This is a genomic window from Candidatus Kuenenia sp., from assembly GCF_039794105.1.
In the GTDB taxonomy this organism is placed as follows: Bacteria; Planctomycetota; Brocadiia; order Brocadiales; family Brocadiaceae; genus Kuenenia.
This window is the reverse complement of record NZ_JBDIWA010000003.1, coordinates 66,491-88,015: the sequence shown is the minus strand read 5'-3', so window position 1 is coordinate 88,015 and position 21,525 is coordinate 66,491. Positions and strand designations below refer to the sequence as shown.

The following is a 21,525-nucleotide window of genomic DNA, read 5'->3' as shown; positions in this document are numbered from 1 at the left end:
ATCTGTTTGGGAAGGAGCCGTGAATTGTTTACGCTGAATAGTTACAAATAATAAAATAATTGAAGATCTACATCAAAGACATGATGATGTGCGAGGTAAATTAAATGAGAAGCAAAACAGTACTACTGAAATGTGTATGCAGTAAATTGATACAGTTTACTAAAATATTTTGTCATATGACGAAGAATGCAAACTAAAATTAAATCAAAAAATTAATGAGAGGGATAAAAGTGAAAAAATATTTATTATCATTATTAGTTGTAATTGCAATTGGTTTTTTCCCCATAATAGGATGTAAAAAGATAGGTAAGGGATACAAACCTGAAGAATCAACAGAAACGGTTGAAAAAAGTACACCTGAGTCTGCTAAAGAGAAATCACCATACGTTTCTGAAAAAGAAAAGACCGGAATTACAGGAGAAGGAACATCTTTGGAGACGGAGAAAGGATTGCCTGAAACAGAAAAAACGGAAATGATAATAACAGATGCTGAGGGGAAAGCAAAGGAACTTTGGGATACGATACACAAAGAGAATTACAAATTAAATTGGAAGCTATGGCCTGATACGCAAGACTTTTATAAAGGAAGGGAACCACATGGGGAATTGCTAACTACCTATGTTAATGATATTGCTTATGAAGCAATTAAAAATAAGAAAGGAAAGCTGCCTGTTGGTTCCATAATCATTACTGAGAATTATACATCAGATAGGCATATTACATTTTTAACAGTAATGCAGAAAACAAAAGGCTTCAATCCGCTTGCGAATGATTGGTTTTGGGTAAAATATGAAACTGATGGTGAAATTACAACTGTTAAAAAAGATAATAAGGCATTAAAGTTGGCGGGAAAAGTTGCTAATTGTATAGAATGTCATAGTTTGCAAACCGACAATGATTATATTTATACAAGTCCAATTATTGACATAGAGCAGGAAATAAGCGAGACAAAAAAGAAAGAAGAAGAAATTATGAATACAGAGAGGATGGCTATTGAAATCTGGGATAAAATGAAGAGTGACAATTACCAGGAAAGTTGGAAAATGTGGCCAGATAAAGAGGCTTTCTATAATGGAATTGATCCACATGGGACTTTATTGAACACGTATGTAAATGAAGTGGCTTATGATTCTATTGTAAATAAGAAAGAGTCCATGCCTTTTGATGCTGTTATCGTTACTGAAAACTATATGTTTGATAAAAGTTTGGAATACATTACCGTAATGAAGAAGATAAAAGGTTTTAATCCGGAAAACAATGATTGGTTTTGGATCAAATTTAAACCAAATGGTGCAATAATGACTGAAGAAAAATATGGGAAAACTATTTCTTTGGCTGGTAAAGTCGATAACTGCATTTCTTGTCACAAAAACCAGTTTCTTAATGATTATATTTATACAAGTTTTGTAAAAGGTATTACAAAAAAAGAAATAACAGAGGAAAAACCGGAAGGAACTGAGCCTGTTTATGAATTAATGGCGAAAGAACTATGGGAAAGAATGCAAAATGAAAAGTATCGGGAAAACTGGAAAATGTGGCCCGGGAAAAGTGCTTTTTATGAAGGAACAGAACCACATGGGTTTTGGCTTACCACATATGTAAACGATCTCGCCCATGAGGCAATTAAACATAAGAAAGGTGAATTACAACCAGGTGCGATAATAATTAAAGAGAATTATAGAAAGGATAAAAACATTGATTCTATAACGGTAATGCAGAAAATAAAAGGTTTTGATCCTGATGCGAAGGATTGGTTCTGGATTAAATATGAACCGAATGGTGACGTTATGGTCATAGAGAAAGAAGAAGGCGGAGAGACGAAGACCATCAAGCTGGCCGGTAAGCTGTCACTATGTATTAAATGCCATGGGGCACAGACAAGTAATGATTATATCATGACAACTCCTTTAAAATTAATGCATACCTACTAATCGATTAAGCATTTGGAGGCAATGAAGGAATCGGGAATGAAAAAATATTTAATAGTTATATTGTTTCTGTTGCTTAATACTACTATTGCTTTTTCAGGAGAAATTTACGGAACAATAAAAAAAGATGGAAAGCCTATAGCAGAAGGGTCAGAGATAGAACTCGAAATGTTAACATCCGGAAAGACTTACTCTTCAAAATGTGCAAAATATGGATCCTATTCATTATATGTGCCGGGGAAAGGACGTGGCCTTCTTATAATACGGAATGAAGAATTAATGTCAGAACCGATTTTAATATATATCTATGAGAATGCGATCCAATATGATTTCGTTTTAGAAGAAAAAAACGGTTCTTTCCTTGTAAGGAGAAGATAAGCATGGAGGAGCAAGAAAAAGCTAAAAAAGAAAAATATTTGGGTACTAAATTTGAAAAGTTTACTACCCGTTATCTAGGGCCATGTGGAAGCCTGATTATTGCAACTGCAATACTTATTTCAGGATATTTAGGTTCCAATTATTTAAAGGAGCAGGCATCTGCTAAAGCACGTTCAGAAAAGGGTGTACTCACCATGGAGGCAATACAGATTTACTCCAATATGATGAGAGAACAAGAAGAGGCGGAAAATAGATTGCGTAAAGATATGTTTAATTCAAGTATGAAAGTGTTTTCTATGCCGGACACCTATAAACTTGAAGAACAAATATTAAATTTGGAACTTCTTGCTTTAAACTTCCATGAAACTTTTAATTTGAAACCTTTTTTTCGTTTTATAAGAGAACAAATACCAGTTTCTTCGGTATATGACCCGAAAGAAACATATTTAACTCGTTTATATGCTACAGCAAAATCGATAATGAAAAAGCAAATGATGGTTTTAGAAGGAGAGGGTGAGAAATTTTCCAGAATGGTGGATTTGGAAAGGCTGGGGCAAATTCAGGGAAGTCTTCAACTAGAAGAAGAAAGTCTTGTTGTAGAAGGGATAAAGAGAAACTATAAAATTTATGTACGAAAAGCGAACGATAAATTAAAAGAAATGTTGATCAGGTTGGAAATAAGAACACAGAAAAAATCTTCAGAAGACGTTAATACAATAATTTCTGAGTATAGGTTAGATTATTTTAATTTTCCTATGATTCATAATGTTACCCTGGCACATGACCAACGGTGTGCAATTGTATTGAATGAATTTACAGAATCATGTGCGGATATCACACTGGTAACATTCCCCGGTTCTTTGGCCGTAAGGGGAAAACCCTATTATCAGGATGTGATTCAAAACCTTCTAGTAACAGGAAAATTATTTGATGAAAATATCAACAAAGAACTTTGGTAGCCTTATAATATGAACAAAGTATTTTGTTGGAAAAGTGTATAAAAAAACGTAACGATTTTCTGGAGAAATAATGGTAATAGAAATGCCTTTTTCAAAACCAACGTTATTTATTTTGAAACATAACCTATTCATGTGGGGTTGTAAGATAAAAGGATGTTGATTCCTTTATACAGAGAAAATAAGCATGGAAGATGAGAAAGAAGAAGAGAAGAATATTCAATACTGTAGCAGGGGAGAAAGGCTTATCAGCTGTTATATCGGGCCATGTGGAAGCCTTTTTGTTGCAACGGCTATCCTTGTTTCCGCATATTTAGGCTCCAATTATTTAAAGGAACGGGCGGCTGCTAAAGCACTTACAGAAAGAGGAGTACTCACCATGGAAGCAATTCAAGTCTACTCAGGTATTATGAGGAAACAAGAAGAAGCGGAAAATAAATTGCGTGAATATCTGTTCAATTCAAGTATAAAAATATTTTCTGAAGCTGATACGTTTAAACTGAATGAGCAAATGTTAAATTTTGAACTTATTGCAAATAATTTCCATGAAAGTTTTAATCTGAAACCTTTTTTTGAATATATGAAAGAAAAAATGTCTGTTTCTTCTCTATCCGATAGTATGCATAAAGAGTATTTAACGCGTTTGTATCAAACTGCACAGATAATAATTGAAAAGCAGATGTTGATTTTGGAAGGAGCCGGCGATAAATTTTCGCGAATTGTTGATATTGAACGGCTTGAACAAAGCCATGGGTCCCTTCAGTTAGAAGAAGATAGCCTTATAGTAGAAGGTATCGAGAGAAACTATAAAACGAGTGTAATAAAAGTCAACATCGAATCAAAAGAAATATTACTCAGGCTGGAAGTCAGGACGATAAAGGAGAATGCTACGGAAGTCGATAAAAAAACTACCGAGTTTTGGGTAAGCCTTTTCGATTTTCCTATGATTCATAATGTTACCCTGTCGTATGACCAACGGTGTGCAATTGTACTGAATGAATTTACAGAATCATGTGCAGATATAACGCTTGCAACGTTTCCCGGTTCCCTTGCAAGCAGGGGAAAGCCGTATTATCAGGAAACAATTCAAAACCTTCTTGCGACGGGCAAGTTATTTGATGAAGATAGCGACAAAACAAAACAATGGTAGCCTGCGTCAGTCAATTTTTTTGTCAGGTATTCTTACAACAGGTGCATTTTTGATAAACGTATTTTTCCCATTTGCAGTTAAGCGTTTTTTGCATGAAAACTGTAAAAATCGTTATTTAAATCTTTTTTTTAAAATGAAGGAGATAATACAATGCTTTACTGGGCTTTGGTTTTTTTTATCATTTCAATTGTTGCTGCTTTTTTAGGTTTTGGCGGGTTGGCGGCTGCGTCGGCAGGGATAGCAAAGATATTGTTCTTTATTTTTATCGTTGTCTTTATCTTCTTTTTGATAGCCGGATTATTCGGGAGGCGAAGACCACCGGTTTGAAATATTTTTTCAGACTTTCAAGGTGTGAAAAAGCAAAATATGTTTCATCTTATACCATTTTAAAAGGAGATATAAATTGTTAAGAACGATACTGAACCGACGTGGCCCCTATAGTATAAGTTGGGGGTTTTATCCAAGCGGTTCTTTGGGATTTATCCTGGTAATTTTGCTCATTTAATTTTTAATCAGGCGTATTTAGAAAGAGGAGATTTATTATGGATAAGAGAAATGCATATAAAGAAAAGTTAGATGCACAACTAAGAGAATGGAGATCAAAGATTGAGAATTAAAGGCCAAAGCGGACAAGGCAAATGCAGAAATAAAGATAGAATACTATAAGAACATCAATTCATTGGAAAACGACTATAAAGCATTGCAAGGCAAGCTCCAACAACTCAAATCCGCAGCAGATGAATCCTGGGAGGATATAAAAGCAGGATCATAAACAGCTTGGGAAGCACTTAAGTCTGCTCTCAGCAATGCAATGGCAAAATTTAAAGATTAATCATGCCGTTTTAGGTTATTATTTGTAATCATTTGTTTTCCTTTTTATGAAAAGATAAACATTTCCATGTTTATCGAGATGGGAATTTATACTAATTAATTCACCTTGATAGGGTGAGTTCTGAGGGGGGATAAAAGATACTGGTTTCTCTATCTCTATCTCCCAGTCCCACCCATCATGGTGGAAAACGTTTAATTGTTTCTAGCTGCCGAAGGCCTGATCTAAAAATCAACGGAGGAATTATGAAAACGGAACGGGTTAAAATTGCGAAACGAAGCGACCTGAAAAAAGGTGAAAGCAAAACAATCTCTTTGGATGATAAAAGTATCATTTTGCTAAACCATAAGGGTACATATTATGCATTAGAAACAAACTGTTCGCACCACAATGCCGGACTGGTTAAGGGTATTGTATCAGACAAAAGTATCATCTGTCCTTTACATCATGCGAAATTTTCTCTGGAAGGCGGGCAGTTGGAAGAACCTCCTGGATTGGATGGCATATTCAGATATGATGTGGAAATTGAAGGGGAAGACATTTATGTAAACCTCCCGGAAACACAGACGAGAGAAAATTCTTTTCCGAACGTGACTGCCAAACATTCACCTTCAAATTCTTCTCATTATGCAATTGTAGGGGCAGGTGCGGCTGGCGCTGCAGCCGCTGAAACATTAAGAAAGAATGGATTTGATGGAAAAATTACGTTAATTACGAAAGAAAATCAGTTGCCGTATGACAGGACAATCCTCAGTAAACAGTATTTGCAGAACAAAAAAACATTAAGACGGATTCCCTATCGTAATGAAGATTTTTATAGAAAATTAAAGATAGATCTTCTTTTAGGCAAAAACGCAGAGTTTGTAAATACTGAGAAAAAAGTAATTGAATTTTATGATGATCAAATAAAATATGACAAACTCCTCATTGCTCCAGGCAGCTCGCCGATCTGTCCTGACTTACCGGGTTCAACATTGAAAAATATTTTTACACTCCGTACTCTGGAAGATGCTAATACAATTTTTGAAGCAGCAGAAAAATCTAAAAAACTGGTCATTGTTGGGGCGAGTTTTATAGGACTGGAATGTACTGCAATTTTGATAGAAAAAGGCATTGAGGTGATAGTTGTTGAGATGGAGGCCGTACCGTTTGAAGCTGTTCTGGGATACGAGCTGGGCAAAATAATTCAAGGTCTTCATGAAGATAAAGGTGTTACATTTAGGCTGGATACAAAAGTAAAGGCATTTAAAGGTGATAATGAAGTCAAGAAGGTGGAATTGGACGATAGCACAGAGATAGATGCCGATATGGTAATTTTGGGTATGGGAGTGAGCCCTGATACAAATATTTTGGCAAAATCGTATTTAGATAACAATTCCAGTGTAAAAGTAGATGAATACATGCGGATGAAAAATGCCGATGGCACTCTGTTTGCCGCTGGAGATATCGTAAGTTTTGATTACAAATATACCGGTGAAAATATCAGGATTGCGCATTGGCGGATGGCTGAGCAACAGGGGATTGTTGCTGCACTCAATATGATGTCTCCCGGATATACATTTGATAAAATCCCATTCTTTTGGACGGAACAGTATGATTTTCATCTGTCATATCTTGGGCATGCGCAGAATTGGGATGAAACTATAATTAATGGTGACCTTTCTCACGCCTTTTTAATGTACTATTTAAAAAATAATCAATTACATGCTGTTGCGGGCAAGGACAGGTTGCGCGAGTTATGCATAATTGAAGAATGTATCAGATTGCATATGTTGCCGCCAGTTGAAAAGATCAAAAAGGGAGAAGTCGATTGGGAAAGCATCTATAAAAATCACCTTATGTAAGTAAATTTTTAGCATATTTTGATAATTTAACTGCTGGAGGAAAATACACATGAGAAAGATGACAGAACAGAATATGATTAATGCTTTTGGTGGCGAAAGTCAGGCCTTTATGCGTTACACCCATTTTGCGAGCCTGGCTGATAAAGAAGGCTATCCGAATGTCGGTCGATTATTCAGGGCAATTGCCCATGCAGAAACGATTCATGCAAGAAGCCATTATGAAACATTAAAACATTTGAACGGTGGATTTGTGGCGAATAGTGCTGCTACTTTCGGTCCCGGTGAAACGATAAAGAATCTGGATCTTGCTCTGATGGGGGAAGAGTTTGAAATCAATGAAATGTACCCTGTTTATATTGAAGTTGCAAAATTTCAGAAGGAAAATGATGCACAACGGAGTTTTGAATGGGCTTTTGGAACAGAAAAAATGCATAAAAAGCTATTTGATAAGGCGAAAGATGCCGTGAATAATAATAATGATCCAAAACTTGATGCGATCCATGTGTGTTCCGTTTGCGGTTATACTTTGGAGGGTGAAGCTCCTGACACGTGCCCTCTTTGCGACGCTACTAAAGAAAAATTTGAAAAATTTGCTTAAGTATTTTTCTTTATCATTATTATAAATATAGGGACACTTCCCTTATTTTCCTAGATCAAGCAAGAAATCTGGGAAGTGTCTTAATCATTCCCATATGCCTTGAGTTTTAATTATATGCCCTTATAGACTTCTCTTAGATCAACCACACCATACGTGGAAATATTGGATTTCCACTTCTTTTGATCATTTTACCTATCTTCGCCCTTTATTTCCTTCATTTTTACGTCTACAAGCGTTTCTTTTAATGCAATGCCCTGTAATAGTGTATTAGTATTCAGGGATTGGGAGTTTGGAGTTGGGGAATGTAAATCGCTGATTTGTTGGGCGCATTCCGCCCGTTCGACAAGCTCAGGGCATGCCCATTCGACAGGCTCAGGACAGGTTTCATCCAGCCTACATGATTTGATGTACGAGTCACGATTTTCATGTATCTCGCATCCGGCATCGTGTATCACATCAGGCGAATGCAATTCACCCCTACTGTCAGCATTTTCAACCTCCGATTTTTCAATAAGTATTGCCCTTATTAAATATGTAAAAGTTTATAGGGTAAAATAGTGTGTGCATTATAGACACCGCAATTCCATTGTCAATATTTAAAAAAGGCCAACCACGCACGGGACAGGCAATGTGGGGCCACCCATTAGAAGGCTTTCCCTGCGGGTTAAAGTTTGCCTGCCTGTACGGTGTACGCAGACAGGCAAACTTTAACCCAACATTCTATATTGTCGATTCTGCCGTTGATTACATATCGCAGCAAAGCCTCAACAGAAAAGCGTTTAACCACAAAGGACAAAAAGAAAAACTTACAAAAAGGGGAACCACAGATTACACAGATTAAAAAATTCACTACAAATTTACCAATGGCCAATGACCAATTTGACTAATGATATTTCCTTTTGCAAACCTGAACCCGCCGGGAGTCGTGTAATGTTTATGCTGAATAGTTGCGTTTTTATGCTATTTTTTAGTTTGACTTCATGGATTTTTTATATAGCATACCTAATGGCAAAAGGTTGGGGGCAGAAACGAGAGGGGCAATGTTTTATTTTGCCTGTCAAAGGATAGGCCACGCAATGAAAAGTAATAATCGTTGTGTGGCTTTTTTTGTTTCAATTCAATTCAATTCAATGTCTATCCTTCGGACATAGCGTCTTTAATTTAATGTAAGATAAAATTCAATTTTTACGTGTAAAATAATTTTCTTTTTATTATTATTGAATAAATAAAATAATTTTTATTATTTTATTTTGAAATTAAGCTTTTTTGGCCTCAATTGAAGTATTTTAGTAATGGATAAATATAATCTGCAAGGAGAAAGGAATGAATCGTAGGACAGTAATCGTCGATGGTTGTACCGCATGCGCACATGTAGTACATGCTACAAACGAAATAATTACAATCTATCCAATAACCCCATCTTCCCCAATTGCGGAGATTTGTGATGCTAAGTCAGCGAAAGGACAAGTAAACATATGGGGGTCGGTTCCCAAGGTGAGTGAGATGCAGTCTGAAGCTGGTGTTGCAGGCGCTGTCCACGGTTCTTTAACAACAGGGGCATTAGCAACGACTATTTCTGCTTCCCAGGGATTATTACTTATAATACCGAATATGTATAAAATAGCAGGCGAATTAACGCCTACTGTTTTTCATATAACAGCCCGTTCGCTTGCATGCCAGGGCCTGTCGATATTTGGCGACCATTCTGACGTAATGGTTGCCCGGGCTACCGGATTTGCAATGCTGTGTTCCCAGAATGTTCAGGAAGCAATGGATTTTGCCCTTATATCACAGGCAGCTACTCTTGAGTCCAGGATTCCGTTTATTCATTTCTTTGACGGTTTCAGAACCTCTCACGAGGTGCAGAAGATTGAGGAACTAAGCTTTGATGATATGCGTGCGATGATAAATGACGATCTTGTTATTGCCCATCGCAAAAGAGGGCTTTCCCCGGATCATCCCTTTATCAGAGGTACATCACAGAATCCTGATGTGTATTTTCAAGGCAGGGAAACGGTGAATAAATACTACAACACAACTCCCGCGATAGTGCAAAAAGCGATGGACAGATTTGCAGGTATTGTTGGCCGCCAATATAAACTTTTTGACTATTATGGGGCGCCCGATGCGGAAAATATCATCGTTATTATGGGTTCAGGCGGTGAGACAGTTGCAAACACCATTAGCGCCCTTAATAAAAACGGGAAAAAACTGGGGCTTCTGCAGGTCAGGTTGTTCAGGCCTTTTGATATTGATACGTTTGTGAAAACATTGCCGGCAAGCGTAAAATCTATTGCGGTGCTTGACAGGACAAAAGAGCCTGGCGCTATTGGTGAACCCCTCTATCTTGATGTGAGAACTGCGGTAGGTGAGGCGATGGAAAAGGGCATTGTAAAATTCAGGGACTATCCAAAGATAGTCGGCGGAAGATATGGACTTGGGTCAAAAGATTTTACCCCTGCAATGGTAAAAGCCGTATATGATAATATTTCACAAGAGACTCCAAAGAATCACTTCACCATTGGCATTAACGATGATGTATGTAATACGAGCCTGGAATATGATGAGAACTTTAATAATGATGAAAGCAAGGTATTTCGGGCATTATTTTATGGATTAGGCTCTGATGGCACGGTAGGCGCCAATAAAAACACTATAAAAATCATTGGCGACGAAACGGATAATTATTCACAGGCATATTTTGTTTATGATTCGAAAAAAGCCGGCGCAACAACTGTATCACATCTGAGATTTGGGAAAGAAAAAATCAATAAACCCTATCTTATTTCAAAGGCAAATTTTATTGCCTGTCACAATCCTGCTTTCCCTGAAAAAATTGATATGTTATCCAATGCAGAAGAAGGCGCAACATTTCTTCTCACAACTTCGTATACCAGGGATGACGCATGGGACTCACTGCCCATTGAAGTCCAGGAACAACTCATTAAGAAAAAGATGAAGCTTTATATAATCGACGCCATTTCCCTTGCCGAAGAAATTGGACTTGGCGCAAGAATAAATATGATAATGCAAACAGCCTTTTTTGTTATATCAGGTATTATCCCAAAAGAAAAAGCAGTAGAGTCTATTAAAAAAGAGATTAAAAAGACCTATATAAAGAAGGGCGAAGATGTGGTGAAGTTGAATTATGAAGCAGTTGACCGGGCGCTGCAAAGTATTGTTGAGGTGCCGATTCCTGATAAAGCCGCTAGCAAGGTAAGGATGATTAAGCCTGTACCGGACAATGCGCCTGAATTTATCAGGAATGTAACGGCAAAATTACTTGCAAATAAAGGAGATTCATTACCGGTATCGGCAATCCCGGATGACGGGACCTGGCCTACAGGAACTACGCAATATGAAAGGAGAAACATTGGCGTTCATATTCCGATATGGGAACCTGATGCATGTATACAATGCGGCCAGTGCTCTTTTGTGTGTCCTCATGCTACAATCAGAATTAAAGCATATGATCCTTCGTTGCTTAAAGATGCCCCTTCTGCTTTCAAATCCATAGATGCCATGGGAAAAGATCTTCAGGGTCTTAAATTTACTGTACAGGTTGCTCCTGAAGATTGTACCGGATGCGCATCTTGTGTGTTCAATTGCCCTGGACAGAAAAAGGACTCTAGTGGTAATAAGATACCGGGGGTTAAGGCAATTAATATGAAATTACAAGAACCTTTAAGATGCATTGAAGCAGAAAATTATGATTTCTTTTTAAAGCTGCCGGAAACCGATACATCAAGGTTCAGTATTTCGAACGTAAAAGGCAGTCAGTTTGTAAAGCCACTCTTTGAATATAGCGGCGCCTGTGTTGGTTGCGGGGAAACACCGTATATTAAATTACTTACACAATTGTTTGGAGACCGGTTATTGATAGCAAACGCAACCGGTTGCAGTTCTATTTATGGTGGAAACCTGCCAACTACTCCTTACACGAAGCGGGATGACGGAAGGGGGCCTGCATGGTCAAACTCATTATTTGAAGATACGGCGGAGTTTGGCCTTGGTATGCGGCAAACGGTGGATAATTTCCACAAACAGGCAGTAGAATTTATTAATAAACTATCAGTAAAAGATACTTATGCTGGTTCTAAAGAACTATTTGACGCGCTAATTGATGCAGACCAATCGAATCAGAAATCAATTGAAGAACAAAGAGGGCGTGTTGAAAAACTTAAACAGTTGTTAAAAAATGATAGTTCTTCAGAAGCAAAACACCTGCTTTCCCTTGCAGATTATCTGGTGAAAAAATCTGTATGGTCTGTAGGGGGCGATGGCTGGGGATACGATATCGGGTATGGCGGCGTAGACCATGTTTTGGCGTCCGGGGAAAATATTAAACTGCTTATTTTGGATACAGAAGTGTATTCAAATACCGGCGGGCAGATGTCAAAGGCGACTCCTTTAGGGGCAATTGCACAATTCGCTGCAGGCGGGAAACGGACGCCAAAGAAGAATATTGGCATGATTATGTCAACTTACGGCAACGTCTATATTGCGCAAATAGCCTTTGGGGCAAATCAGGCACAAACGCTCAAAGCATTCCTTGAAGCGGATGCATATAAAGGCCCTGCTTTAATCGTAGCATATTCAACTTGCATTGCGCACGGTATGGATATGAGCAAGGGAATAGAGGCGCAGGAAAAGGCCGTTGCCTGTGGATATTGGCCACTATATCGTTACAATCCAGACCTTGAAGCACAAGGCAAAAATCCTTTAGTAATCAGCAGTAAGGATCCATCAATCCCATTCGAAGAATATGCCTACCGCGAAAATAGATATAAGGCCCTTAGATCCTCCAATCCTGAGATGGCAAAAGAGTTGATGAAACGTGCAGAAGCGGATATCCGGAGAAGATGGAAGTTGTTAAAACATATGGCAGAATGGAAGCCGTAGAAATACATTGGGATGAATCCGCTGTTTTCACATCCCAGAATGCATTATGGATGAGGAAATACATTAAAATAAAAATCATAGGGATCGGCAATCTTCTCTTAATGGATGAAGGTATTGGAATCCATGCAGTAAATGAATTAATGAAGTATAAATTACCGGAAAATATCGAAATATTTGACGGCGGTACCGGCGGGTTTAAACTGATTGAACTTATGTATGAAGCAGACAGGGTTATCTTTATAGATGCGGTTGACAATGGTAAGAAACCCGGTGCAATAATCAGCTTTAAAGGCGACGCCATTTATTCTTCTTATCGAAAAATCAGATATTCCTTACACGAAACCGACTTGTTGGAAGTGATTAAAATGGCAACACTCCTTGACAATCTCCCAGAGATAAGGATTATTGGAATCCAGCCAAAAACGGTTAAATATGGAACGGAACTTTCCAGGGAATTAAAAAATGCAATACCTGAAATAGTAAAGAAGGTATTCAATGAAATTGGTAACTGTTCAGTGTAATCCATTAAACTACCGAAGCACAACTTGTTCCCCAAACTCCTGAAGCTATGTCAAATAAAATATCATTAAATAACTTTTCGATAGGCGAATCTGAATTATTTTTTATCGCAGGGCCTTGCATAATAGAAAGCGAAGAAAGCTGTTTTCGGTTAGCGGAAACGTTGAAGGATATTTTTCTGAAAAATAATGCCCCTTTCATATTCAAAGCTTCATATGACAAGGCAAACAGGACTTCCGTTCATTCGTACAGAGGTCCCGGCATTACAAAAGGGTTGGGAATATTACGTCTGATTAAAGAACAGTTGAAGATTCCAATCCTGTCCGACGTACATTGCACGGAAGAGATATCAATGGCGGCAGACGTGCTTGATATTATTCAAATCCCCGCTTTTTTGTGCAGACAGACGGATTTAATCGTCGCTGCGGCAAATACCGGTAAACCTATTAATATAAAAAAAGGGCAATTTTTATCGCCCTGGGATATGAAATCGGTTGTTGAAAAAATAAGAAGCGCCGGAAACGGGCAGATTCTTCTCACAGAACGCGGCGCGTGTTTTGGATATAATAATTTGGTAAGCGATATGCGCTCCCTGATTATTATGAAAACGTTAAATTGTCCTGTTATTTTTGACGCAACACACAGCACACAGCTTCCCGGAGGACAGGGAAGCATGTCCGGCGGTGATAGAACTATGGTCGCGCCGCTTGCAAGAGCGGCTGTCGCAACAGGGGGGTGTGACGGACTCTTTCTGGAAGTGCATGAGCATCCGGAACGGGCGCTTTCCGATGCCGCCACAATGCTGCCGTTGAATGAGTTGCAGTCACTTATAGAACAAACGAAGGATATTTACAACATTGTAAAAAAATCTGTAAAAATGTAATACTTTACTATAAAAGATTGAAAATCGGTAAATTTGTTTTATAATCGCCACATAATTTTATTATGCAATAAGCCCGCGTAGCTCAATTGGCGGAGCACGTCATTCGTAATGATGAGGTTGTCGGTTCGACTCCGATCGCGGGCTTTTTATACACACAAAGGCGTCTTAGTACCTTCGCAGTAATTTCTCTGCATCTTTTGCCAAAATACTTAATTGTCCCTTCTACAGTCGGCGATTGACCAATGACCAATATATTTTTCGTTAAGAAGTAATTAATTCTTTAAACGGTTAGAAGATTAACAATGCAATAATGCCATGGTTATTAATAAAAAAAAGGTGTTTGTTTTAGGTTTGGACTCAATACCGCCGGAATTACTTTTTGACCGATGGCTGAATCAATTGCCCAATATAAAAAGATTGGTTTCTGAGGGTCTCTATGGAGGATTGGAAAGCACCATTCCTGCCATTACATGCCCGGCGTGGCCGTCTATGATGACAAGCGCCAATCCCGGAAGACTTGGTTTGTACGGTTTCAGAAATCGATCAAACTACAATTATGACGGATTATGTTTCGCAAGTTCAAAAACAATTAAAATTGATGCTGTCTGGGATATTTTATCCCGGATAGGGAAGAAAGTTGTTTTGATAGGCATTCCCATGACCTATCCTCCAAGACCCGTAAACGGGTGTATGGTTACTTGTTTTATGACTCCGGACACAAAGAGTCAGTACACATACCCTGCCGGATTAAAGGCTGAGGTGGAGAGTATAACAAACGGATATATACTTGATGTGGATGAATTCAGGAGTGAAAAGAAAGAGTATATACTGAAAAAAATATATGATATGACCGAAAAGAGATTTAAGCTGACAAAAAAGTATATCCATTCCAAGGAATGGGATTTTTTTATGATGGTTGAAATGGGTCCTGATAGGATACATCACGCATTTTGGAAATATTTTGATGAAACACATCCGAAACATCCGTCGGGTTCTGAGTATAAAGACGCTATTTTAAATTATTATAAATACCTGGATAAGGAAATCGGGGAAACACTTGCGCTTTTAGATGAAAATACAATGGTACTTATAGTATCCGACCATGGCTCAAAAAAGATGGTTGGCGGTATTTGCATTAATGAATGGCTTATACAAAACGGTTATATGAAACTGGTTGAGTATCCGAAAACAACAACTCCCTTCAATAAACTTATGGTTGACTGGAAGAATACCTCGGTGTGGGGAGAAGGGGGCTATTATGGTAGGGTATTTCTGAACGTACAAGGCCGCGAGCCACATGGTGTAATCCCCAAACACAATTATGAAAATTTCAGAAATGAATTGATACGAAAACTGGAAGATTTACGGGACGAAAACGGAAACAATATAAATACAAAAGTATTTAAACCCGAGGAGATTTACTCTGAATGTGCAGGGGTTCCGCCTGATTTAATTGTCTATTATGGCAACCTTGATTGGCGGTCAATTGGCAGTGTTGGTAGCGGTTCCATTTGGGCAGATGAGAATGATACCGGCCCGGATGATGCGAACCACTCTCAACATGGTATTTTTATTTTGAAAAAAAATGGGCATTTGGGCGGCATCAGAAAGAATGGCACTACCCTCTATGATGTTTCTCCTACGATTTTACAATATTTGGACGTTAAAATACCTGAAAATATGGAAGGACGGGTTATTGCATAATCAATGCCATAGCAGCGGATTCTTCAGAGGAGTATTCGGGTGAATAAAGGCTTTACCGTATGGCTTACCGGTTTGCCTGGGGCTGGCAAGGCAACAATAGCTCATTTGCTGGAAAATAGATTAAGGAAAAATTATCAAACAAATGTTGAAGTACTCACAAGTGAATTAATCAGAGCAAACCTGTGCCCTAACCTTGAACACGCCAGGCACGACCAGGGTATTAATATACACTGCGCTATTTTCATCTGCAAATTATTGTCGCGGAATGGAATCGCGGTGATCTCCTCAGTAACATCTCCCCATTGGACATCAAGAGAAAAGGCTCGCAGGGAAACAGGCAATTTCATTGAAGTTTATGTCAAATGTCCCCTTGAATTATGTGTGGCAAGAGACGTGGAAGGTATTTATCAAAGAGCCTTAAATGGCAATATACTGAATTTTATGGGAGAATCAGATCCCTATGAAGAACCATTAAATCCCGATCTTGTCGTGGAAACAGACAAAGAAACTGCTGAAGAATCAACCGGTAAAATATTGAAAAAACTGTTGGAATTACAGTATATAGTCAAACAAATAGAATTTTTGAAAGATGAATAATAAGATTTATAAATCTTAAATAAAATTCATTGTAAGGGTGGAATCAACTATCAGCAACGCTTACTTCCCATTTAACCGAATAGGAACAGATTTTACATTCCAAATATCCCTTGCATACTCATGAATGGTTCTGTCGCTGGAAAATTTTCCAATACGGGCGACATTAATGATTGATTTCTTTGTCCATTCATCCTGGTCACGATATAACTTGCTTACCAGCACATGACAGTTGACATAGCTGGCAAAATCTGCAAGCACCATGTACTGGTCGCTTTTTAGAAGTGAGTTGGTAATTGGCGTAAATAGTGAAATATCGGAAGATGAAAAATATCCATTCGCAATCATGTCAATTGCCGTTTTAAGAGCGGTATTGTTACGATAATATTCATACGGATTGTAACCCACACGTTTGATATGATCGACCTCTTTCTCGGTAAGTCCGAAAATAAAGATATTATCATATCCTACCTCATTCATAATTTCAATATTAGCGCCGTCAAGCGTTCCGATCGTTAAGGAGCCGTTAAGGGCAAATTTCATATTTCCCGTACCTGAGGCTTCCATACCGGAGGTGGAAATTTGTTCGGATAGGTCTGCTGCGGGAATAATACGTTCTGCCATTGAGACCTGATAATTTGGCAAAAAAACGACTTTAAGCTTATCGCCTATGTCGGGGTCGTTGTTAACGACGTCAGCGACAGAGTTTATCAGTTTAATAATGAGCTTTGCGATAAAATAACCGGGAGCCGCCTTCCCTCCGAATAGTATGGTACGCGGCACAAAGTTTTCAATGGAATTGTTTTTCAGTGAATTATAGAGAAAAATAACATGCATAATATTCATCAATTGTCTCTTGTACTCATGGATGCGTTTTATATGGCAGCAGAACAATGAATCGGTATTTACCACAATATTGGTAGTCTGCTTTATGTATTCAGCAAGCCGTATTTTGTTCCCTTTTTTAATATGCCGCCAAGTCTCACAAAATGCTTTATTTCCGGCAAACGGTATCAATTTTTTTAAATCCTCGAGATTTTTTAGCCAGCCGTCTCCTATAGTATCTGATATTAGTTTAGAAAGCGCAGGGTTGCATTTTTTTAGCCATCGTCGCTGGGTAATGCCATTTGTCTTGTTGTTAAAACGGTCAGGGTAAAGTTCTAAAAAATCTCTGAAAACGGTTGTTTTTAGAATTTGTGTATGTAAAGCGGCTACGCCATTTGTTGAATGGCTTCCTACAATTGCCAAATGTGACATTCTTACCTGTTTTTCATTGCCCTCTTCAATTAATGACATACGGCATAACCGGTCTGCATCGTCAGGATATTTGCTTTTTACACTTTCAAGAAACCTGTGGTTTATCTCATAGATAATCTGAAGATGCCTCGGCAATAACTCGCCTATCAGGTGAATACTCCATTTTTCCAATGCTTCGGGAAGGATGGTATGGTTTGTGTATGCAAAAGTATTGACAGTGATATCCCATGCTTTTTCCCATGAAATACCTTCTTTGTCAATAAGGATGTGCATTAGTTCCGGGATTGCAATGGCAGGGTGGGTATCGTTCAGTTGGATAGCTACTTTATCGGGAAAAAGATCAAAGGAGGTGTGTGTTTTTTTGTACCTGCGAATAATATCCTGCAGGGTTGCCGACACAAAAAAGTATTGTTGCTTCAGGCGTAGTTTTTTCCCCGTATGGATTTTGTCAACAGGGTACAGGATTTTTGAAATTGTCTCGCTTCTTTGTTTTTCCTCCGCCGCCTTAAAATAATTTCCCTCATTAAATGACTCCAAATCAAATTCACGGCTTGCCCTTGCAGACCAAAGGCGCAGGTTGTTGACGGTATTGTTGCGGTATCCGGGAATCGGGGTGTCATATGCCATCGCCATAATTGTCTGGGTATCTATCCATTCACTTCGTAAGATGCCTTTTTCGTCAGTATATTCCCCCACGCGCCCATAAAATTTTACCGGATACAGGTGTTCAGGGCGTTCGAATTCCCACGGATTGCCGTAGCGCAGCCAGTTGTCAGGCAGTTCAACCTGATAACCATTGAGGATGCCCTGGAAAAAAATCCCATACTCATAGCGAATGCCATATCCATACGCCGGCAGTTCAAGGGTAGCCATAGAATCAAGAAAACAAGCCGCAAGTCTTCCCAGCCCGCCGTTGCCAAGGCCCGCATCCCATTCCGTTTCACAAATTTCTTCTAACTCATACCCTAATTCATGCAGCGCCTTGTGGCATTCATCGAGAAAGTCTAAATTGATAAGGTTGTTTCCGAGCGCTCTGCCCATAAGAAATTCAAGAGAAAGGTAATACACACGCTTTACGTCATTGTCATAATAGGATTGTTGTGTGGCAATCCAGCGTTCCACGAGACGGTCACGAACGGTATAGGCAATGCTTTTATAAATATCCAGCTTTGTTGCCGAATAGGTGTCTTTGGACAAAGAACATGCGATATGATTGGCAAAGGATTTCTGAATTGATTTGATATCCGTGGCAGATATAGTATCAATAAGTTTTTTTAGTGTATTATTCTTGTCCATGATAGTGTTTTTTCTGGTTAAATGCCGTATAATATAAGTATAAAAAAAAGGAAAATAGTTGTCTGTTTGAAAGGCTGATTAATAAGAACACTTTATCCTTGCGCACGGACAATTAATTTTGGTAATGTTTGGTCATGACAAACTATTCAGTGTAATACGTAAAATTATGGCTACCCCACATTAGTAATGGCAATTCATGAATAATTTTCTATGGGCGCTAAAATTTCTCACCATCATTCCCATTAATAACAGATCCGTGGAATTGCCTAAAAGCAGTTACGCCGTGTGCTGGTTCCCAATTGTAGGAATTGTCATCGGTGCTATTTTATCAGTTGTTTCCCTGCTTTTGCAAAACGTTTTTCCTCCGTTTATAACATATGCCTTCATTCTAATAACGTATATTGTAATAACCGGCGCGTTGCATCTCGACGGATTAGCCGATACATGTGACGGTATTTATGGAGGATGGAACAGGGAAAAACGGCTGGAGATAATGAAAGACAGCCATATTGGGAGTTATGGCGTTATTGGTTTAATGTGTATTCTGGGACTGAGATATACCTGCCTTCTGCATACAGGAGAAGGCTTTGTTTTTTTGAATATAAAAGACATTTCAGCCGGGATATTACCATCATTTGGTGAGCCATACAGTAGAGACGCTTCTTCCGCTGCAATGACAAAAATTATTGTGCTGTGTTTGATGCCTGCAGTAGGGCGTTGGGCGCAGGTGTTTGCCGCCGGAGTATCAGATTATGCAAGAGATGTATCGGGAACAGGAAGTTTCATCGTGAACGGAACCACGCAAAAACATGTGGCTGTTGCATCCGTTGTTCCCTTCGTTCTTTTACTGTATTTATGCCGTTTAAAGGGCCTGGCGGTATGTGCAATAATTGTTGTTTTTACATTATTCATAATCTGGTATATCAAAAGAAAGATTGGCGGTATGACAGGCGACACATTGGGCGCGATCAATGAGACGGCAGAAATTGTTTTCCTGTTAGCACTCTTTGTTGTTTTTTAAAGGTTAAACCCATTTCTTGTAAAAATATGGATTTTTATAAAATTCCATAGTGGAGCATTTTCTCTCTGTATTTTTCGGGAATGAAGAGTTGTTTAAGAATAAGAAATTAAAAAAAGAGGTTTTTACAGAGTTCTATGGCGAAGACTATCCTTGTGCTTGGCGGCGCCCGCAGCGGAAAATCTTCATTTGCGGAAACCATGGCGAAACGTTACAAAACAGTGGTGTATGTGGCTACCGCTGAAATCAAGGATGATGAGATGCGTGAACGCATACGGATACATCGGGAACGGAGACCATTGTGCTGGCAAACAATTGAATCGCCGTATGATTTGGAAAAAGTTGTTTTCGACCAGAATAAAAAGGCAGACCTGGTTTTTATAGACTGCATTACCTTATATATTACCAATCTTCTTGTAATGCCGGGAAGTCAGGATTCGTCACAGATAATTGATAAAATACATACACTGTGCCGCGTTTGTGAAGAAATAACTTCAGACGTTATAATCGTCTCAAACGAAGTCGGACTTGGCGTCATGCCGGAAAATGCATTGGCGCGGCATTTTTGCGATATAGCCGGTTCTGCAAACCAAGTACTGGCGCAGCGCGCAACAGAGGTATATTTCGTAATTTCAGGAATTGCACAAAAGATAAAGTAATGGATATTCAGGAACTCAAAACATCAATAGCGAAGAAGAAGGACTGCCCGGTTTTTGTTGTTTTCGGGAATGAAGAATTCTTTATTAAAGAAGCGGTAACGACAATAAAAGCCGCTTTAATTGCCGATAACGATACTGACCCGGTGATAATTGAGATCGGCGGAAATGATACGCCGGCTCCGGTTATTTTTAATGAATTAAGGGGACGTTCCTTTTTCCAGAAAAATAAAAAGCTGGTTATTGTAATTAATGCAGACAACTTTGTGGAAAAAAACAAAGATTCATTAGAGAGTTATTTGCAAAAGCCATCAACGCATGCGCATTTGATTTTAATATGCACCGGATGGGATAAAAGAATAAGGCTGTCAAAATTAGCGGAGAAAACCGGCATTGTCGCAGATTGTCAAAAGATAAAGGAATATCAATTGTCCAACTGGCTTATGTCCCGCGCAAAACATTACAAAAAAACGATGAACCTTAGAGCCGCACAGCGGTTAGCCGAGGATGTAGGAAACAATCTGGCCATATTAGACATGCATCTTGAGAAACTTTCTATCTACAAGGATAATAAAGCTACAATAGATGAATCAGACGTTGATGCATTAGTGACCGCCGACAGGAATAGAACGATATTTGAGCTTACTGACGCGGTTGCCCGGAAAAATTTTCCACAGGCGCTTAAAATTCTCAATCAGATGTTGACACACGGTGAGAATTCAGTGAAAATTATCACATTGCTGGCATGGCAAATCAGAAGGATTTGGAGGGCCAGACAATTATTGGCGCAGGGAAAAGATGAAAATAGCATATCTTCTGAGCTTCAAATAGCTCCTTTTTTTAAAAAAAAGTTTTTTGATCAGGTAAGGGATTTTACCGAAAATGACCTTATGAAAAAACATGCCTCCCTGCTTGAATCTGACATACAAAGCAAGACAAGCGTATTCAATAAACAACTATTACTTGAACTCTTGGTACATAAATTGTGTGCATGATATTTTATGGCCACGATT

General features: G+C 38.6%; 18 protein-coding genes and 1 tRNA gene. 17 read left to right on the top strand and 2 right to left on the bottom strand.

The window, feature by feature from the left end:
- Nucleotides 1-230 precede the first annotated feature (230 nt).
- The 7 genes from ABJL82_RS03220 to ABJL82_RS03190 all read left to right on the top strand — a co-directional run bounded on the left by ABJL82_RS03220 (nucleotide 231) and on the right by ABJL82_RS03190 (nucleotide 7,683).
- Nucleotides 231-1,931, top strand: coding sequence for a cytochrome P460 family protein (locus tag ABJL82_RS03220; RefSeq protein ID WP_347273272.1), 1,701 nt, complete (start codon nucleotides 231-233; stop codon nucleotides 1,929-1,931).
- A gap of 36 nt (nucleotides 1,932-1,967) precedes the next feature.
- A complete protein-coding gene (locus ABJL82_RS03215) occupies nucleotides 1,968-2,306 on the top strand; it encodes a hypothetical protein (RefSeq protein ID WP_347273271.1) in 339 nt (112 codons plus the stop codon).
- Nucleotides 2,307-2,308: 2 nt separating this feature from the next.
- The gene (locus ABJL82_RS03210; RefSeq protein ID WP_347273270.1) at nucleotides 2,309-3,265 is read left to right on the top strand and encodes a hypothetical protein; all 957 of its coding nucleotides are present in this window, start codon (nucleotides 2,309-2,311) and stop codon (nucleotides 3,263-3,265) included.
- A 184-nt stretch (nucleotides 3,266-3,449) separates the two neighbouring features.
- On the top strand, nucleotides 3,450-4,412 hold the full coding sequence (locus tag ABJL82_RS03205; RefSeq protein WP_347273269.1) for a hypothetical protein: 963 nt from the start codon (nucleotides 3,450-3,452) through the stop codon (nucleotides 4,410-4,412).
- A gap of 150 nt (nucleotides 4,413-4,562) precedes the next feature.
- Nucleotides 4,563-4,739 carry a DUF1328 family protein gene (locus ABJL82_RS03200; RefSeq protein WP_099323696.1) on the top strand — a complete coding sequence of 59 codons (177 nt, stop codon included), beginning with the start codon at nucleotides 4,563-4,565 and terminating at the stop codon, nucleotides 4,737-4,739.
- A gap of 747 nt (nucleotides 4,740-5,486) precedes the next feature.
- On the top strand, nucleotides 5,487-7,085 hold the full coding sequence (locus tag ABJL82_RS03195; protein ID WP_347273268.1) for an FAD-dependent oxidoreductase: 1,599 nt from the start codon (nucleotides 5,487-5,489) through the stop codon (nucleotides 7,083-7,085).
- Nucleotides 7,086-7,134: 49 nt separating this feature from the next.
- Nucleotides 7,135-7,683 carry a rubrerythrin family protein gene (locus tag ABJL82_RS03190; protein WP_347273267.1) on the top strand — a complete coding sequence of 183 codons (549 nt, stop codon included), beginning with the start codon at nucleotides 7,135-7,137 and terminating at the stop codon, nucleotides 7,681-7,683.
- A 188-nt stretch (nucleotides 7,684-7,871) separates the two neighbouring features.
- On the opposite strand, the gene ABJL82_RS03185 is transcribed toward ABJL82_RS03190, so the two are convergent.
- Nucleotides 7,872-8,153 (bottom strand): hypothetical protein, encoded by a 282-nt coding sequence (locus ABJL82_RS03185; protein ID WP_347273266.1) that lies wholly within the window; start codon nucleotides 8,151-8,153, stop codon nucleotides 7,872-7,874.
- 89 nt (nucleotides 8,154-8,242) lie between these two features.
- Here ABJL82_RS03185 and ABJL82_RS03180 point away from each other — a divergent pair, with 89 nt between their 5' ends.
- The 7 genes from ABJL82_RS03180 (at nucleotide 8,243) to cysC (ending at nucleotide 16,288) form a co-directional block, all read left to right on the top strand.
- On the top strand, nucleotides 8,243-8,524 hold the full coding sequence (locus ABJL82_RS03180; RefSeq protein WP_347273264.1) for a hypothetical protein: 282 nt from the start codon (nucleotides 8,243-8,245) through the stop codon (nucleotides 8,522-8,524).
- Between the two features lie 482 nt (nucleotides 8,525-9,006).
- Nucleotides 9,007-12,585, top strand: a complete 3,579-nt coding sequence (gene nifJ, locus ABJL82_RS03175; RefSeq protein WP_347273262.1) for a pyruvate:ferredoxin (flavodoxin) oxidoreductase — start codon at nucleotides 9,007-9,009, stop codon at nucleotides 12,583-12,585.
- Nucleotides 12,546-13,106: a HyaD/HybD family hydrogenase maturation endopeptidase gene (locus ABJL82_RS03170; protein ID WP_347273261.1), complete on the top strand. Its 561-nt coding sequence runs from the start codon at nucleotides 12,546-12,548 to the stop codon at nucleotides 13,104-13,106. Before nifJ ends, ABJL82_RS03170 begins: the two co-directional genes overlap by 40 nt.
- A gap of 47 nt (nucleotides 13,107-13,153) precedes the next feature.
- Nucleotides 13,154-13,987 (top strand): 3-deoxy-8-phosphooctulonate synthase, encoded by an 834-nt coding sequence (gene kdsA / locus ABJL82_RS03165; RefSeq protein ID WP_347273260.1) that lies wholly within the window; start codon nucleotides 13,154-13,156, stop codon nucleotides 13,985-13,987.
- 71 nt (nucleotides 13,988-14,058) lie between these two features.
- Nucleotides 14,059-14,131, top strand: a tRNA-Thr gene (locus tag ABJL82_RS03160).
- 171 nt (nucleotides 14,132-14,302) lie between these two features.
- Complete coding sequence (locus tag ABJL82_RS03155; protein ID WP_347273259.1) at nucleotides 14,303-15,691, top strand: alkaline phosphatase family protein; 1,389 nt, start codon at nucleotides 14,303-14,305, stop codon at nucleotides 15,689-15,691.
- A gap of 39 nt (nucleotides 15,692-15,730) precedes the next feature.
- Nucleotides 15,731-16,288 (top strand): adenylyl-sulfate kinase, encoded by a 558-nt coding sequence (cysC, locus tag ABJL82_RS03150; RefSeq protein ID WP_347273258.1) that lies wholly within the window; start codon nucleotides 15,731-15,733, stop codon nucleotides 16,286-16,288.
- Between the two features lie 60 nt (nucleotides 16,289-16,348).
- Here cysC and ABJL82_RS03145 read toward each other — a convergent pair whose 3' ends face one another.
- Nucleotides 16,349-18,838, bottom strand: coding sequence for a glycogen/starch/alpha-glucan phosphorylase (locus ABJL82_RS03145; RefSeq protein WP_347273257.1), 2,490 nt, complete (start codon nucleotides 18,836-18,838; stop codon nucleotides 16,349-16,351).
- 196 nt (nucleotides 18,839-19,034) lie between these two features.
- Between ABJL82_RS03145 and ABJL82_RS03140 the strand changes: the two genes are divergently transcribed.
- From ABJL82_RS03140 to holA, 3 genes are all read left to right on the top strand, one after another.
- Nucleotides 19,035-19,859 (top strand): adenosylcobinamide-GDP ribazoletransferase, encoded by an 825-nt coding sequence (locus tag ABJL82_RS03140; RefSeq protein ID WP_347273256.1) that lies wholly within the window; start codon nucleotides 19,035-19,037, stop codon nucleotides 19,857-19,859.
- A 134-nt stretch (nucleotides 19,860-19,993) separates the two neighbouring features.
- The gene (gene cobU / locus ABJL82_RS03135; protein ID WP_347273255.1) at nucleotides 19,994-20,515 is read left to right on the top strand and encodes a bifunctional adenosylcobinamide kinase/adenosylcobinamide-phosphate guanylyltransferase; all 522 of its coding nucleotides are present in this window, start codon (nucleotides 19,994-19,996) and stop codon (nucleotides 20,513-20,515) included.
- Nucleotides 20,515-21,507, top strand: coding sequence for a DNA polymerase III subunit delta (holA, locus tag ABJL82_RS03130; protein ID WP_347273254.1), 993 nt, complete (start codon nucleotides 20,515-20,517; stop codon nucleotides 21,505-21,507). The genes cobU and holA overlap by 1 nt, the downstream gene beginning before the upstream one ends.
- The last annotated feature ends 18 nt before the right edge of the window (nucleotides 21,508-21,525 follow it).

Excerpts from the sequence above, each read along its gene's own strand:
- ABJL82_RS03215 (WP_347273271.1), top strand. The coding sequence starts at position 1,968 with ATGAAAAAATATTTAATAGTTATATTGTTTCTGTTGCTTAATACTACT.
- ABJL82_RS03210 (WP_347273270.1), top strand. The coding sequence starts at position 2,309 with ATGGAGGAGCAAGAAAAAGCTAAAAAAGAAAAATATTTGGGTACTAAA.
- ABJL82_RS03205 (WP_347273269.1), top strand. The coding sequence starts at position 3,450 with ATGGAAGATGAGAAAGAAGAAGAGAAGAATATTCAATACTGTAGCAGG.
- ABJL82_RS03200 (WP_099323696.1), top strand. The coding sequence starts at position 4,563 with ATGCTTTACTGGGCTTTGGTTTTTTTTATCATTTCAATTGTTGCTGCT.
- ABJL82_RS03195 (WP_347273268.1), top strand. The coding sequence starts at position 5,487 with ATGAAAACGGAACGGGTTAAAATTGCGAAACGAAGCGACCTGAAAAAA.
- ABJL82_RS03190 (WP_347273267.1), top strand. The coding sequence starts at position 7,135 with ATGAGAAAGATGACAGAACAGAATATGATTAATGCTTTTGGTGGCGAA.
- nifJ (WP_347273262.1), top strand. The coding sequence starts at position 9,007 with ATGAATCGTAGGACAGTAATCGTCGATGGTTGTACCGCATGCGCACAT.
- ABJL82_RS03170 (WP_347273261.1), top strand. The coding sequence starts at position 12,546 with ATGGAAGTTGTTAAAACATATGGCAGAATGGAAGCCGTAGAAATACAT.
- kdsA (WP_347273260.1), top strand. The coding sequence starts at position 13,154 with ATGTCAAATAAAATATCATTAAATAACTTTTCGATAGGCGAATCTGAA.
- ABJL82_RS03155 (WP_347273259.1), top strand. The coding sequence starts at position 14,303 with ATGGTTATTAATAAAAAAAAGGTGTTTGTTTTAGGTTTGGACTCAATA.
- ABJL82_RS03145 (WP_347273257.1), bottom strand. The coding sequence starts at position 18,838 with ATGGACAAGAATAATACACTAAAAAAACTTATTGATACTATATCTGCC.
- ABJL82_RS03140 (WP_347273256.1), top strand. The coding sequence starts at position 19,035 with ATGAATAATTTTCTATGGGCGCTAAAATTTCTCACCATCATTCCCATT.
- cobU (WP_347273255.1), top strand. The coding sequence starts at position 19,994 with ATGGCGAAGACTATCCTTGTGCTTGGCGGCGCCCGCAGCGGAAAATCT.
- holA (WP_347273254.1), top strand. The coding sequence starts at position 20,515 with ATGGATATTCAGGAACTCAAAACATCAATAGCGAAGAAGAAGGACTGC.